The sequence below is a fragment of the Romboutsia sedimentorum genome (assembly GCF_030131845.1).
In the GTDB taxonomy this organism is placed as follows: domain Bacteria; phylum Bacillota; class Clostridia; order Peptostreptococcales; family Peptostreptococcaceae; genus Romboutsia_D; species Romboutsia_D sedimentorum.
Window position 1 is genome coordinate 172,248 of record NZ_JASKYM010000004.1, and the last position, 16,279, is coordinate 188,526.

A 16,279-nucleotide genomic window follows, 5' to 3' on the forward strand; every position below is an offset into this window, starting at 1 on the left:
TTATAATAGAAAAATTAAGGATTTGTTATATTATATTTTAAAATTAGTAAAATTTGTTGGAGTCTTATTAGTTTTAAAATTCAACTATGCTACTACTTTTGTCTATTACTTTCCAATGACCATCTTTGCCTTCAGCCTTAAAATTAATTTTAGATATACATTCTCCATCCTTTCCAGGTTGAGTTACAATTACAGTTTCTCCACTTTTATTTTTATAGTCATGTTGTTCAAATTCTACATGAGTGTGACCTGCAATTATTGCATCAATTCCTTCTACATCTTGAGCTAAATCTTGTATTCTATTTCCTGGATGTCTAGGCTTCTTAGGCTTTTCTCCAGTATGTGCTACAGCTACTACTATATTGGCATTTTCTTTTTCTTTCATTACCTTCGTCCATTTTTTAGCATCTTCTACCAAATCATTCATATATAATTTATTCTCATATCCAAAAAGGTCTTTTAATTCCCTTGATCCTTCATCGCCAACCTCTTTAATTGTAAGCCCTAAAATACCTAATCTTATAGTTCCTTCTTCTGTTTTAAGTTCTTTTATAACATATGGCTTAGTGTAACTTTCTCCATTAGTTTTATATGTATTTGCTGATAGTATCGGCATATTGTATTTTTCATAATACGAAATTAATTTATCCAATTTAACTTTATTATTTGCTATAAATTCATGGTTTCCAAGAGCTACAGCATCATATTTAAGTTGATGCATATTTTTTACAATAGGTGGCTCTCATTTTCTTTCAGGTATTAACCTCTCATTTTCTTCCTCACCAGTCAAAAATTGATTTCCAAAAAACCACTTATTCATCTTTGGGTCCTTAATATCAAAAAAATCTCCTGCATCAACTACCGATAAATTTTTATCTTTTTTTCTTTCGTTATCTACATACTCTACCATTGATTTTGGAACTAGACTATGTAAGTCTGTCGTTGCTAACACATTAACATCTACTTGTTTTTTGCTACACCCTGATAAAGTTAATCCTAATAATAGGCATGTACATAATATCCCTTTTTTACTTTTCATAATATTCCCCTTTAAATTTTAGTAATGCTTTACAGCTAATATGTAAAAATTTCCATTGTAATTATATCATAAAATTTATATTTAATATGTTGAGTAAATACGATTCTTTAAAGGTGTATGCTAAAACAAATGTTTTTTTGAATACTAAAAAGAGCATCTATTTTTCACTAGATACCCTTTTACTAATACAAAATGGTGTTTATCAAAGTACATTGCTAGTCTTTATCTTATAAATACTTTTGTCGGTGTTGAAATTGAATAAGAAAAAATATGTGAATCCTAATAATAACCAATGTATTTTACTTCTTCGTTAATAACTTTTTATATCCCTCTTACCTATATAAATATTGATTTTATTCTTATTTAGCTAATTACATATACTCTAGATTCTCTATAATTTAAGAGAGTTTTGTAATAATCTAACTATTTAATATCTATATCCCTTATAGCTTCTCTATCAACCTTGGTTCCAACCACAGTCTCAACAATACATTCTATAATCTTTGTTTTAGTATAACTCTTTAATATATGTACATCTAAACACTTAGCTATATTAATAAGAGTATCTTTTCTTATATTAGGCTTTTTAAGTATTTTATAAGCTTCATCTCTAAATCGTACTTTCTCTATACTTTCACATATTCTCTTAATATTACTGTCTACACTTTTAACTATAGCCTCTTTCTTTTCTGTACTTACACATATAAGCTTAGATTCACTATTTATAAGGCTTTCTATTTCATCATCACTCAATTTATCTATACATCTAAAAACTACAGCCACAATCTTTCTTGCTGTCTCCATTATAGACCCACCCTCTCTATAAATTCATCAACATAAAAACCACGAAAAGATATTGTCTATTTAGCCAATATTTTTTCGTGTTTTTTAATGGTGGAGACGAATCGCAGGGATGATACCCACGATTATATACTAATTTATCTTATACTAAACCACGGCCTTGCTCCTATTCCTTTCGGATGTCCAAAGTCTGTATATAATTTATTATCTCTTATACTAAACCATGGCCTTGCTCCTATTCCTTCTGGATGTCCAAAGTCTGTATATAATTTATTATCTCTTATACTAAACCATGGTCTTGCTCCTATTCCTTCTGGATGTCCAAAGTCTGTATATAATTTGTTATCTCTTATACTAAACCATGGCCTTGCTCCTATTCCTTCTAGATGTCCAAAATCTGTATATACTCTCATTATAACTCCCTCCCATTTCATGAATATTTTTAATTTTTGACCTCAATCTTCAGAGTCATAATCTCTTTTAATAATATACATTGTACTATCATCATGTTCTTGAAGTATTTTATTTAATTAATATTCATCCCTTTTTGATTTTTATCGTTCTTCATTATAAGTTTAAAGTAAAAAGCCTATTAAATCTTCTTTCTTCCTATAAATCCAAATTAAATTGTACTATCATTTATATAATATCATATGAAGTTTTATATATTCAATATTTTATAGTCTCTATTCATCCAATATCCTACTTTATTCATACATTTTTATATTATTTTAAATTATAATTTACTCAATTTAATTAATTATTATCAATGATTTTAACTTTATCAGATGTCAAATATGGACTTTTAAAGTTAAAAATCGTTATATTTCCTTTTTTAAAACTATTTTTTTTCAGAAATAATTTTAAAAATTCTATATCGTGTGTTGAGAAAATCATTTGTTTCTGTATACTTCCTAAAATATCACATACTGAAAACTGGTTTATATCGTCCATATTTTGTATAGGGTCATCAATTGCTATCATATTCAAGTCATTCATTTTTTGGTGTTCATTCATAGCTAAAAATATTGATAATGCTAAAACGTTTAATTGCCCTGAACTTAAAGTTTTATTAGCTAGTCTAGTTATAGACTTCTCATTATACTTTATTTCAATTAATAACTTTTCCTCTTCATTACTTGTATTGAAATGTAAAGATTGTTTATTAGGCATAGGATTTAAATAGTTATAGTATTTTTTAACTGGTGATTCACTATTATTTAGATACTTTTCTATACATTCTTTAGAGTATGTGTTTAAATCATATATATATGATTTTATATTTTCTGACTTTTCTATAATCAAGCTTGCCTTTTTACTATATGATTCTTCAACTTTTTTTAATTCTTTTATTTCTCTGTCTCTATCTATGTTAAATGAGTAAGATTCCAAAGTTATGTAAATTTCTTCAATCTCTTTAACTTTGTTTTCTAGATACTTTATTTGTGCGTCTAACTCCACTTTAAGTTCATTAATATCTTTATCAAACTTTTTATCTAATATTGATTTATCTAGTCTATATACAATTTCATTATTACTCTTTAATGTTAGCTCTAACCTCTCTTCTAATTCTTTCATTTCTAAAATTTCTTTATTTTCATCAACTAAATTTAACTTAAGCTTTTCTAATATATCACCTATATTTTCACTTTCATCATTTATTAATTCTAAATCTTCCTTATATATCTCTTCTAAATCTTCAATCTCTTTTTTTAACTTTTTATATTTATTTATATCTTCTATTTTAGTTTTTTTGTAGGCCTCAGTTAATCTAATTACTTTAATATCAGCATTAATTAATTCTTTTTCATATAATCTACTCTCTGCTATATTTTTTATTTTTATAGTCAAGTCTTCAATATTATCAGTATATGTATTTAATTTCTTTTTTAATTGTTTTAAATTCCTATTAGATAAATTTATTTTTTCTAATAGTGATTCTCTCGATAATATTAATTCTTTAGACATTCCTTCTAATTTAAATGCTATTTCTTTGTACCCATTTATATTTTTATCTATTTCATTTATAATATCAATATTTTGTATATTTGAACTACAAACAGGACAAGTATTAATGTTCTCTTTACTTATAAAAGATATTTTTATTTTTTCTAAACTGTCAATCATATCTACTAAATGATTAGTACTACTTTTAGATAAACTTTTTTCAATATCAGTAACTATTTTCTTATCACAATCTTGATATTCTATTATTTGTTCTATTTCTTTATGTAGCTTATTTTTTTCATCTATAAGTTTTTTTATGATTTTTTCATTTTTTTCAATTTCTGGTTTGTGTTTTATAGCATACGATATTTTTTCTAATTCTTTATTTAAAATATTATAATTTTTAATATCTTCAATCGATATTTTTATCTTCTCTATTTCATTTACTTTACTTTTTATATCTCCTTTTATTTTAACTATATTTTTAAATTGTTTTTCTTTTTTTGATATTTCAGATATATTCTTTTCTAATTTTGACTTATTTAAAATGCTAGTTTTCATTTTATATTTCAAGTCACTAAGTTTTTCTATAGTTTCATCATTATCTTTTTTAAAATTTCTTATATTTTTATACTTGTTTACTTCTATTTTATCTATCATTAATAGTTGTTCTTTGTATTTTATAATTTCTAATTTTAGCTTATCTTTAATATTATTATCTAAATAAATTTCTTCTATAAATATAGTCTCATTTTTTCTTATTAATTCTATAATTTCCTTGGCTTTTATTTCTAATAAATTTAAATTGCTTATTCTCTTAATTAATAAATCTTTATCAATAATTTTCTTTTTATCTAAAATATATTGTTGTTTATTTTTATATTCTAGTACTTTATCCTGTAATTCACTAACATTCTGATTTAGTTTTTTATTTATATTTTTTAGATTATCTATAAGTATTTTATTTTCAATTCCCATTATAGATAATAAACTTTGATATCTGTCCTTAGGATTTTCTGAATTAATAAAGTTGGTAATTTGGTCTTGAGATAAAATATGAGTCTGCTTTATATTCGTTAGACTATTTACACCCAAACAATCTTTATTTTTAATTAAATGATTTATGTTTTTTTTACCATTTAATTTAATTATTCTTCCTTTTTCATCTCTATAATTAACTTTTACTTGTGTTTTTCCTTTTTTTATTAAGTTCTCTACATTAAAACATCTTTCTATAGAACCATTTGAAAATTCAATTTTAACAGAACAATTATGTATATATTCATTTACATTATAATTTATTATATCTTCATCATTAAATTCATCATATTCATTAAATCTATTAATTTCTCCTGTAAGGCACCATTCCAAAGCATCAAAAAAAGTACTTTTCCCAAAACCATTTTCTGCATAAAGTATATTTATATTTTCATTTAGATTAAATGTATGACTTCCTTCAAAGTTTTTAAAATTTAATATGTTCACAGTTTTAATTTTCATAATTATCTCCTAGATTCTCTAATATATTGTTTACTATTAAGTCTATTTTCTTTGAATCTAATTTTGATATTTTTTCATCATATACCATTTTATTTATTATTTGTTTCATATCTTCATTTATTTTTGGAATTTTATTTATATCAATATCTACTTTATTAGATGCATTATTTAAAAAAAATAGTCTATCCATATCTTCAATTTGTCTTATAATATATTTTCTTAAATATTTACTATTTCTCTCTAATAGAATAATTTCTTCTTCTTTGATTCCACCATTATCTATGCAGTATATAAGATATGAATTGTATAAGTTAATATCACTATCAATTAAAACTTCCCTTAAATGATATGCTAAGTTATTAATTTCTTCGAACCCAATCGTAGAATAGTCTTGATTCCCTAAAAATACATTAATATGATTATTTTTATAGTATATCAAATCTAAACTCTTTATTTTTTTTTCTTCTACTATTTTGAATTTATTTTCTCTTAGTATGCTATCTATTTTTCTAACAATCACTATAATTCCCCCTTCATCATATCATCCCATAATGATTTTAATTCATTTTCATCCCATATATCTTCTTCAAGTTGTACTTCTAACCACTCTCTCATACTTCCTCCTGGTATTAAGGAAATAGCTTGGTACACCTTATTGATAGATGTATCTTCTTCTATTAATTCACTGCAATCTAGTGATGTGTCTATTTGTAATTTTTGTATTGATGAAAATGTACTATCTGAATATCCTTGTAATATTATATTTAATTCTTTTGCCATAGATAGTTTTAATATATCATTAGCTCCTAAATCACTTAATATTGCCTTTATATTTACTATTTTAGATTTAACCCGTCCTTTACCAACTCTTAATAAAGATATTTTATTATTTTCAAAACTATCTATTTCCTTTGTAAGTAATGTCCTATTATTAGAGTATAATATCTCTTTATTATGTACTATAATTAGTATAATTGGCATAAGTATTAACTCTTCTATTATATTTTCTTTATCTCTTTTTCCCATTCCAATATGTTTATTACTAATTTCATTCCCTGTTATATATCTATTTATGATTTTATTGATTCCTCCATTGTTGTTAATCCAATTTATAAGATATTGTTTATATTCTAATATCTTCATTTCAATAAACTTATAATGCTTAGTATTCTTATAATCATTATGTATTGTTTCATATACTGATTCTACAATATTTTTCGTTCCGTGCTCTTCAGCCAATTGAGTCGCAGCTATCATAGCTCTCGACTGTATATCTAGAAATAATGATTCAACTTCATTTTTTGTTATAACTAGACTTCTATTTTTTGCATTTATATTACATCGAGCAAATAACTCCCCTATAATCCAATTTATATCTTCATAGCTTACATATGCCCCTCCTATTTCAGTACCTATCATTTGGCATATGCTATTTAAATATTGATCTATATTATTTAAAGAATTTTGTTTAGATTCAATAGCAAATCTAGACAATAATTCTTTTAAACTTTCACCACACATATCTTCATATTGTACTTTTATTCGCTCATTTGAAGTATCACCTGTTACATAAGAATCTTCCTTTAAAATCTTATAAATATCATCATTAGAGTTTATTTTTTTAGAATTATCTCTTCCTATGTATTTATCTATCTTTATTTCAGGACTATTAGATATAATATAATTAGTTAATAGTTCAAATTCAGTAAAAAATCCATCTTTCTTTTTGAAATTTTTAGATTTTAATATTAATTTATCAATCCAGTTATTACTTACCCTAACTTGTATCTCTTTAATATTATGTTTCAATTTTAAACCTTTTTTAGTTCTAAGGTATATACTAGATGCTGGACTCTTTGATATTTGACAAATCAAATTATTACTAGTTTTTACTTGTATAAATCTTATATTATTATCTTTAACAGCAACAATATCATCATGTAATTCTACCGCCACACAATTCCACTTGCCTTGCTTCATCTGTATAAAATAATCTATTACTGCTAGCATTTGATAATAAAATCCTGTTATAGCTACAAGCCCTCCCCTTTCACTTACAGGCGTATCTATCAAATTTTTTATTGTATCATTTAATAGTGTTGTTATTTCTTCATTACTCTTATTATCTAATTTATCACTTATAAATTTCTCTCTTTCTACATAATTATCTGAATCCATATATTCTTTATCATAACTAAATACGTTTAAAATTTGCTCTTCCATATTTATAATTTGACCCCTTTCTAAAACTAATCCTATATTTATTATATATACAATGTTATTTATTGTCTTATTTTATTATTTTTTCTTATAATTCAAAATAAATTATAAAAAATAAGGTATTCATGGTCATACATATATATTATTTCTCTTCAAAACCGTGCTCCGTTACTTGTGGTACGGTTCATTATTATATATTCTAGTGATTAAAATAAAAAATGTATTGATTTTTCAATCAATACATTTTCATGGATTTGAATGGCGGAGATGATTCGCAACAATCATACCCACTATTTATGTCTATGTTGTAAATATTTATTTTTTTTCCATTCATACCATTCATCTATATCTATATATTTCAAATTATTTTCATAATCTTGTTCATAACATAATACATATCCTTTTACACTTTTAGAATTTAATCCTATACAATGATTTGCTACATATGTTCTATAAACATTTAAGTATAGACTAGCTTCTACTGTAGAGCTAAAATTCTCTAACAATTGACCTTCTTTATTAAAAATAATCACGCTTTTTTTACTCTTATCGGCACTTTTATTTCTAGCATATAAATTTAATTTATTGTGTTGATGTTTCTGATTCTGACTATCATTAACCCATTCCAAGTTTAAAACTCTATTATCAATTTTATCACCATTTTTATGATTTACAATTCTATAATTATTTGGATTATCAATAAAATGAATTGAAACCAATCTATGCATTAAAAAATATCTTTTTTTATCAGTGCATTTAATTCCACACTTCATATATCCACTTTTTTTATCTAATGATGGTTTGAGTAATTTATTCCATCTTATACTTTTTAATCTTCCCATATTACTTATCACATACATTTCATTAGTATCATTTATATATTTCCATTCTTCATTGTCTAAATCATCTAGATTATACTGACTATTGTTTCTTTTTATTATATCCTCTGAATATAACCATTTCCAATAGAATCCACCTGCTGACTTATGAACTTTATTACAAACATTAACTATACCTGATAATCTTACTCCTGTTTTTCTTGATGCATCTCTTGCACTTTCAAATTCAGCAATAAATTTCTTTTCTAATGAGAATTGATTAACTGGCTTTCGTCTGTTCTTCCACTCTGTATTAAGATTTTCTTCATATGCATGTTTAACATTATCTGAATAAGTTGTCCATTCTAAATTTGCTATTTTATTATTTAATTTATTCCCATCTATATGATTTACTAATGGTAATTTATTAGGGTTTTCAATAAATGTTTCTGCTATTAATCGATTATTAATCGATGCAACATGAAACATATATTTTTACCTTTCTGATTTAGCTGAATTTGATAATAACCATGTGTTAATTTTGCTTTTTTATTAATTCCTTTTCTAAATATTTTTACTCCATTTGAATTAATTACATATCTATCTTTAGTCCTAGCATTACCTAAATCAGATACTTGCAATACAGCTTCATATTCTTTTACATCTTTCCATATTTCATTTTCCATAATTACCCCTTATTGAGTATACTAATTCTTTAACTTTATATTTTTTATTTTATTTTATTAAATAGTTTATTTTTTAATATTACCTAATTCCTCTTTTAAAGATTTTCTCATCTCTTTTAGCATTTCTTTCATTCTCTTATCTGAAAATTTATAAATTTCTTTAGAATCACAATGATGGTCTATTAAATATGTAAATATCTCTTCTTGAAATTTTAAAGACTCTTCTACTAAAGCATAACATTGCTTTTCTGTTGCTATATCTTTAAACTCCTCACCTTCAACAGTTACTATATGTTCAAACAGTTTAGTGAATGTAAATATTATAAATAGCCTCGAATGAATATCATAATTAATTTTATCATAGTAAAACATACCATTTGGTTTTTCAATATCATAGTAACAATCCATAACTCCAAAATTACAATGCGTAAATCTAGATAAAAAATCATAATATTTATAATAATAATTTCTATCTTTTCCTAATCTAAATTTAGTTGGATTCTCAATAGTTCCTATTTTTTCTTTATTTCTATTAAATACATTCCCTTTATTGTCTAAGTTGTAATAAGCCAATGCTAAACCTAAAGGATTAAATATAAATTCTTTTATTTTGTTCTCATTTTGATTTAAGTACCTACAACTAAGGTAATTCTCAAATATACTCCTTGTTAATATAATTGAATCCTCAAATTTTTCTATACGTATAAGTTGCCTTATAGATTCTAATGTTTTTGTACTTTTTGTTAATGCAAAGTATTCATAATCATATGTAAATTTATTTGTAACTTTATTATATATGATTAAGTCCGCGATTCCATAACTAAATGCAGAAGTGTCAATGAATTTTTTAGATATTCTAATGAATTTAGATATCAATTTATCCATATCTCTTGTATATTGTTCCTTCATACTAATTCTCCCTTATAATGTTATTTAATATAAAAAAACACATTGACAAAATTATCAATGTGTTTTTAGTGGATTTCAATGTTGGAGACTAAACGAGTCGAACCCCTGCCTAAAATATTCCTTGATTATATCCACTTTCATATCTATCTCATACTAATATATTTCACTTATACAGTTTTGTTTTTCTCATCCTTGCATATTATAAAACATTTCTTTTCTACATAATATGATATCATTCTTATCAATTCTACACAAGTAATTCATTTCCATTAATTGGAATTAAATTTCGCAACATTCTTCACCTGCATCTCACTAATCCCAAACCTTCCAGCCAACTCCCTAAAATCTCCCCATCAAACTCACTCCTTATCACATATATCCACACACCTATATAGTATTTTTATAAACTACTTTCAAATATCTATTTAATATAAATCCAAAAGACATATAAGACATCACACTACCCAACACATTGATAAATCTAAATTTCATGCATATCCATAGGTGTGCCTATACATATGTCTAATAGTTTCTAAAAAAACATATAGACATACTTTTTAAATCTTTCACATCAACCAACTTAATTCATCTCAAACACATATATCCTTAAAACACATTTCTCTACACTATAAAGACATATTTAAATTCTAAATAGACATACTTTACCTAACTATATACATCACTTTTTTACCTCACTTACTACAAAAGCCCTTTGATATCCATAAATACTATCAAATCTAAGCTTCCCAGTACCCTTGTCATAAGGTTTCCATCCTTCAACATTTCTCAAAATATCATTAATCTCACGAGCACTAAAAGGAGTAAGCGCCTTAGCATCACCACTAAACAGTTCAACCCAAATCTCCATAGCACAAACTCTCTCCCTCTTTATACTACATTCTTCAAAAGAAGTAAATTCTCCGCCTTGAACATACATCCTCCTAGCAGCAATGTCCATCTTATCCCAACCATGTGGAAGTAACATCTCCAAGTACTCCCTAATCATACCTTCCTTAGGACTTACCTCTAGATGTTGTTCTTGGCATCTAATAGCCATACTAGCTTCTTGTTCATCAAGTATCAAACTTTCTCCATTTTTATAAATTTTAACAACTTCTGCCCATATATTATCTATTTCATAATCATTTAGCATTTTAAATATAGATTTTTCTATCTTATTTACTCCGATTTTGACAGGCCAAAACCTTCTATTACCTGTTTTATCTTTTAAAAACTCATCGTCATTAGTAGTACCAAAGAACACGCATTGTCTTTTAAACTTTTCAACTCGTCTTCCATAAGCAACTCTATACACATCTTCTCTTTTAGATATGAAGTGTTTTACACTTTCTGCTTCTGCTTTTTTAGTTGCTGATAGTTCTGCCATCTCAACTATCCACGCTTCTTGCAATTGTTCATAAGCTTCTTTTCCTACTACGGTATTTATAGAGTCTGAGTACCAGTCCTTACCTATCAAATCAAGAAAGTGACTTTTTCCAAGTCCTTGCTTTCCTACAAATACAACCATATTATCAAATTTAACTCCTGGATTAAATATACGACTAACAGCAGCTACTAAAATTTTTCTAGTTACTGCTGTTGTGTATTTACTTTTTTTAGCTCCTAAATAATCTACAAATAGATTATCAACTCTTTTTATACCGTCCCATTTTACAGATTTTAGATATTCTTTTATAGGGTGATATGAGTTTTTATTAGCTACTACACTTATGCCATCATATACAGCTTGTTGAGATTTTATCTTATATACTCTTTCTATATAGTGTCTAAGATTACTATCGTCATTATCACACCAACTATCTCCAGATTGTTGATTTTTAATTATCCTCCAAGGTAAGTTCTTTTTTATGACTATTTGGTGAGAGAACTCATTTAAAGCTATTTTTCCTTTTAAGTTTTCATCATTTTCCATTATCAAAACTATGTTATCTATAGTGCTTGTATATATCCCTTTTTTATTTACTTCAAGTTTTGTTACCCATATATTCGTTTCGTTTTGTTTATCAACATCTGTAACAGTGTTTTTAGATTCATTCTCAGGTATGCTAAATTCAGATACAGCAATTTTAAGGCTTTCCTCTCCTAAGGTTTTTATGACGTTTGTATCTTTTGATACTATCTCTACCATATTTTCAAAGGCTTTTTCTTCTTCTAATTCTTTAAATTTATGATTTTTAACCAAGTCAAAGCATTACATAATTTATTACAACAAGGATCAGTGCTATGATGTGAGTATGCAAACAAACAATCTTCATATACTATAAGTCCTCCATAAGATGAGCCTTCTTTATATGTATAAATCTAAATTCTACATCTTTTATATTATCTTGGTGTTCTTTTGGGAGATTTAAGTATTCTTTATAAGTTTCTTTTGTATATGTTGTTGTTTTTAGTTTTTCTATAAGATTTTCAAATGATATTTCCTGATTTTTATATACTTTATCTTTCCTATTTTTACAAATTGCTATATTTAGCATCCTTATCCCCCGTTTTATTTTTAAATTTTCTTAATATTTTGTTTTATTCCCCGGGAAAACCTTTTAGAATTTGATTTTATTTCTTGTAATAATAACTTATTTGTGTATCTGCTTTTAAATTAAGTCCTTTTAGGTATGGTATTTCCCTCTCCATTATTTCATCTATATCCTCTATATTTACACTTTCATCAACTTCTAGTACAACTTCATCGTGTATGTGCATTATTATGTCAAAGCCTTTTTCGTCTAGTTCTAGCATTTTTGTGGCTAATATATCCCGTGCTATTGCTTGTACTATATTTTCTGTGAGCTTACCCCCGTAAGTGTAGTTTTTTTCAAATTTCTTTGTTGTTTGATTTATACTTTTATATGTGATTATTTCCTTATTGAAGTTTTTATCTATTTCTATTTGTGGTTTGTAATATGCAAGAGATCTATTTGATGGCAATTTTATAAACAAATAGTCTGGGTCATATATAAATTCTACAAAACCTAGTTTTATGTTCTTTTTATGCTTTATGGCGTTTATACTTACCATGTCTATATTTTTCCAAAAGTTCACTATATTAGTATTAGAACTTCTAAAGTTTCTAACTAAGTTTTGCATTTCTATATTGCTTAGTCCCATCTTGTCTGCACCCATAGACAAAAGTGCATTTACACTTCCTTGATATCCAAGTGCTAGTTCTGCTATTTTACCTTTTTGCCTTAGTGGGCTATCTTTAGTTATTTTGTCTATATCTACTTTAAACATTTTAGCTGCACTAGCTTCATAGATTTTCCCATGTGAGTTAAATACGTTGATTCTCCATTTTTCATTTGCAATATATGCTAGTACCCTTGCTTCTATTGCACTAAAGTCTGATATTATTAGCTTTTTATTTTGTTTTGGTACAAATGATGTCCTTATAAGATTTGAAAGTATATTTCCTGTGTTATCATATAATATTTCCAATAATTCATGTGCATCTTCTGTTTTATATTGCTTTAGTATATTTCTTGGTAAATCAATATTACTTAAATTTGTTTGTGGTAGATTTTGAACTTGAACAAGTCTACCTGACCATCTTCCCGTTTTGTTTGCTCCATAGTATTGGAACAATCCTTTTATGGTTTTGTCTTTTGTTATAGTTCTTTTCATAGCTTCATATTTTTTTATGGATGTTTTGTTTAATGATTGTCTTAGGATTAGTATTTCTTTTAGTTGTTGGTTTGTGCTTGATTTTATGAGTTTTTCTACATTTTCTTTAGATAAGCTATTTAGTTGTATATCATGTTTATCTTTTAGATACTTTTTTACTTGGGCTGGGCTTTTTATATTATCTATATTGGTTAAATCTTTTAGTTTATCTTTTAATATTTTTTCGTTATATAAATTTAGATCTATTGCTTTGTCTATTAAATCAGTATCTATAAAAACTCCTCTATCATTTATCTTTTGGTCTAGTGTATATAGTTGTTTTTCAAAGTTTGTTATTTCATATTTATCTAGCTTTTTTCTTATATCTCTTTCTACTATAACGTCCGTTTTGCAGTAGTTTTTAAATTGTTCCCATTTAACTAAGTCATCACTTGGCTTATTAGTGTTAAAATATTTTATTAATGATTTGCCTACTTTATCTTTTTTAATTTCTAAATCTAGTATTTCACCTACATTTTGTAGCCCATGTGCTAGTCCAAGTCTAAGTGCCATAGCTTGACTACATCTAAAGCTTTTTATTTCTAATTTAGTATTAAGATATTTACTTAAACATACTCTTTCAAAGTTTGCATTAAAAGCATATTTTATTATGTTTGGGTTTAAAATAGCATCCTTTATGCTACTCGATAATGGATGATTATTTGCTAAGTCTACTACACTTACTTCTTCATCATCAAACGCATAGGCAAGAAGTAGTATTTCAAAGTCTTTGTCCTCACTATAAGCATATACCCCACATTTGGTAAGGCCTATACTACTTTTAGTTTCTATATCTATACTCATTATCATGATAATATATCCTCATCTAATATTATGCTAAAATCATCTTCTGGTCTTGAGTTTGTTATTATTAAGTCCCCATCACTTATCTTTTGTACATTGTTTATACCGCATCCTATTCCACATATACCATTTTTATAAAACGGATAGAAGTTTATACTAACTCTTCCATAGCATCCTGCATAAATTTCTGATTGGTTTTTTACTTCATTTAATGATTTATCAACTATTCCTGGTTTATATTTGCTAGTTGCATTTAAGAAGTAGTGATTTTTGTATATTTGATTATCACCTTTTTCTAAATCCCCATCCCTTAGAGGTGTTTTTATTTCATCTGATACTTCTTTCCATATAGTTAATCCTTTTTGCTTTGCATTAAATATTGATTCATTAATCTTTTCTATTGTTTCTATATCATGTTTTGGTATTAGTATTGATAGTGAGTATCTTAGTTCGTCGCTTTCTTCTAACTTCTTTGGTGTAAATAAGTTTGTATAGTTCATTCTAATTTTTCCTGTTATAACTTTCATATTCTCCCCTTTGACTTTATTTAGATTAGTTACTTAATTCGTAGTTTAGCTCATTGTATATTTTTTCATAGTCTTGATTGTTTATCTGTGATACTTTAGTAGCGTTGTATTTTGATAGTATTTCTTTTGCTTTTGATACTTTTCCTATTTGAGATAAACTTGATATTTTATTTCTTATATCATCAATACTTAGATTTTCTATGCTTTTATTATTTAAAGATTTAAAATCAGATTTATCCTCTATTGATGTGTTTGGTATGTTTTTGTTGATTAGACCTGAGAGCTTATCTATTATCTGATTTATATTTTGTAGATTTAAGTTTATATCTATTTTTATTTCCATATTACTTCCCCCTTTTATATATTTTTTAAGTTTTTATTAGTGCTTCGTTTACTATAATGATATTATTTAACGTTCGATAAGTCAACATCTTTTTAGAAACATACGTTCTTTTTTATTTTATAATTTTTATTTTTTAAACTAAAAAAAGACTATGATTTAGTAATCATAGTCTGAAAGTTTATATCTTTTCACATTATTTTTTTATTTAGCTTATCTAATTCTAAATACATGTTATTTATTCTATCTTCTACATTGCTCCTATATGCTTCTTTTTCTTTGAATTCGAAATTTTTATTAATTTTAATATAAAGTACCCTACAAAAAGTACTGTGTATATACCTAACTTCATCATATCAACCTTATCATCATTAAGAAGCGCAATTACTATATGTACGTAAGTTAAGAAGTAAAATGGATAAGCCCATCTTTGTAGCTTTTTCCATTCTTTATTTGTCATCTTAGCTCTAACTTTTTTAAATGATGTTATGAACAGTGGTATCATTATTATAAATGCTATTAATCCTATAATTACGTATGATATATAAAGTATTGGTAAAGGCTTGTATGATAATATTTGGTCTATATGCATAATAAAACCAACAAAATACATAACACAATGTGGAATTAAAAGAATGCATGATAATATGGCCGCTTCTGCTCTTATGCTTAATAATTTCTTTGTTATTTTCCATTTAGGATATAATGCTCCTGCAAACATCACTAGTATTAAAAATCCTATTGAAACATTACCTTTCATAAAGGCTTTTTCAAGTGCCCCTATAAATCCTTGCAACTTTGTGTCTGTTATTAACTTATAAATTTCATAAGCTATAGTTATACCAGCTATTGCTGTAGCTATAGAGTAATAAAATTTAGAATGCTTTTTTATACTTGATGTAAAAAGTAGTGCAAATGCAACTACGAATAATAATGAATATACTAATCTCATTATAAGTCTCCTTTCAATCTATTTATTTTTTATTGATAATGAATTTCATTTTTATTGT

At 25.7% G+C, this 16,279-nt stretch carries 16 protein-coding genes; all 16 read right to left on the reverse strand.

All coding sequences use genetic code 11. The annotated features are described in order from the left end of the window. Positions 1 to 73: 73 nt before the first annotated feature. The gene (locus QOZ84_RS10220) at positions 74 to 721 is read right to left on the reverse strand and encodes a metallophosphoesterase (protein ID WP_284132861.1); all 648 of its coding nucleotides are present in this window, start codon (positions 719 to 721) and stop codon (positions 74 to 76) included. Positions 722 to 742: 21 nt separating this feature from the next. Beyond that, a complete protein-coding gene (locus QOZ84_RS10225) occupies positions 743 to 1,039 on the reverse strand; it encodes a hypothetical protein (RefSeq protein WP_284132862.1) in 297 nt (98 codons plus the stop codon). A gap of 423 nt (positions 1,040 to 1,462) precedes the next feature. Next, complete coding sequence (locus QOZ84_RS10230) at positions 1,463 to 1,843, reverse strand: hypothetical protein (RefSeq protein WP_284132863.1); 381 nt, start codon at positions 1,841 to 1,843, stop codon at positions 1,463 to 1,465. Positions 1,844 to 1,977: 134 nt separating this feature from the next. Further along, positions 1,978 to 2,253, reverse strand: coding sequence for a hypothetical protein (locus tag QOZ84_RS10235; protein ID WP_284132864.1), 276 nt, complete (start codon positions 2,251 to 2,253; stop codon positions 1,978 to 1,980). Between the two features lie 343 nt (positions 2,254 to 2,596). Beyond that, entirely contained in the window at positions 2,597 to 5,287 is a 2,691-nt protein-coding gene (locus QOZ84_RS10240; RefSeq protein WP_284132865.1) for an AAA family ATPase, read from the reverse strand. Continuing rightward, positions 5,277 to 5,807, reverse strand: a complete 531-nt coding sequence (locus QOZ84_RS10245; protein WP_284132866.1) for an ABC-three component system middle component 1 — start codon at positions 5,805 to 5,807, stop codon at positions 5,277 to 5,279. Before QOZ84_RS10245 ends, QOZ84_RS10240 begins: the two co-directional genes overlap by 11 nt. Beyond that, complete coding sequence (locus tag QOZ84_RS10250; protein ID WP_284132867.1) at positions 5,807 to 7,510, reverse strand: hypothetical protein; 1,704 nt, start codon at positions 7,508 to 7,510, stop codon at positions 5,807 to 5,809. Before QOZ84_RS10250 ends, QOZ84_RS10245 begins: the two co-directional genes overlap by 1 nt. Positions 7,511 to 7,797: 287 nt before the next feature. Then, positions 7,798 to 8,814 (reverse strand): HNH endonuclease, encoded by a 1,017-nt coding sequence (locus QOZ84_RS10255; RefSeq protein ID WP_284132868.1) that lies wholly within the window; start codon positions 8,812 to 8,814, stop codon positions 7,798 to 7,800. Then, positions 8,781 to 9,011 carry an NUMOD4 domain-containing protein gene (locus QOZ84_RS10260; protein WP_284132869.1) on the reverse strand — a complete coding sequence of 77 codons (231 nt, stop codon included), beginning with the start codon at positions 9,009 to 9,011 and terminating at the stop codon, positions 8,781 to 8,783. The genes QOZ84_RS10255 and QOZ84_RS10260 overlap by 34 nt, the downstream gene beginning before the upstream one ends. A 66-nt stretch (positions 9,012 to 9,077) precedes the next feature. Further along, positions 9,078 to 9,920, reverse strand: coding sequence for a DUF5677 domain-containing protein (locus QOZ84_RS10265; RefSeq protein ID WP_284132870.1), 843 nt, complete (start codon positions 9,918 to 9,920; stop codon positions 9,078 to 9,080). A gap of 679 nt (positions 9,921 to 10,599) precedes the next feature. Further along, complete coding sequence (locus QOZ84_RS10270) at positions 10,600 to 12,123, reverse strand: virulence-associated E family protein (RefSeq protein ID WP_284132871.1); 1,524 nt, start codon at positions 12,121 to 12,123, stop codon at positions 10,600 to 10,602. A gap of 76 nt (positions 12,124 to 12,199) precedes the next feature. Further along, positions 12,200 to 12,418, reverse strand: coding sequence for a hypothetical protein (locus QOZ84_RS10275; RefSeq protein WP_284132872.1), 219 nt, complete (start codon positions 12,416 to 12,418; stop codon positions 12,200 to 12,202). Positions 12,419 to 12,494: 76 nt separating this feature from the next. Beyond that, complete coding sequence (locus QOZ84_RS10280; protein WP_284132873.1) at positions 12,495 to 14,408, reverse strand: DNA polymerase; 1,914 nt, start codon at positions 14,406 to 14,408, stop codon at positions 12,495 to 12,497. Next, positions 14,405 to 14,929 carry a DUF2815 family protein gene (locus QOZ84_RS10285; RefSeq protein ID WP_284132874.1) on the reverse strand — a complete coding sequence of 175 codons (525 nt, stop codon included), beginning with the start codon at positions 14,927 to 14,929 and terminating at the stop codon, positions 14,405 to 14,407. Before QOZ84_RS10285 ends, QOZ84_RS10280 begins: the two co-directional genes overlap by 4 nt. 25 nt (positions 14,930 to 14,954) lie before the next feature. Beyond that, on the reverse strand, positions 14,955 to 15,272 hold the full coding sequence (locus tag QOZ84_RS10290) for a hypothetical protein (protein ID WP_284132875.1): 318 nt from the start codon (positions 15,270 to 15,272) through the stop codon (positions 14,955 to 14,957). A gap of 247 nt (positions 15,273 to 15,519) precedes the next feature. After that, positions 15,520 to 16,221, reverse strand: coding sequence for a ferric reductase-like transmembrane domain-containing protein (locus QOZ84_RS10295; protein ID WP_284132876.1), 702 nt, complete (start codon positions 16,219 to 16,221; stop codon positions 15,520 to 15,522). Positions 16,222 to 16,279: the final 58 nt, after the last annotated feature.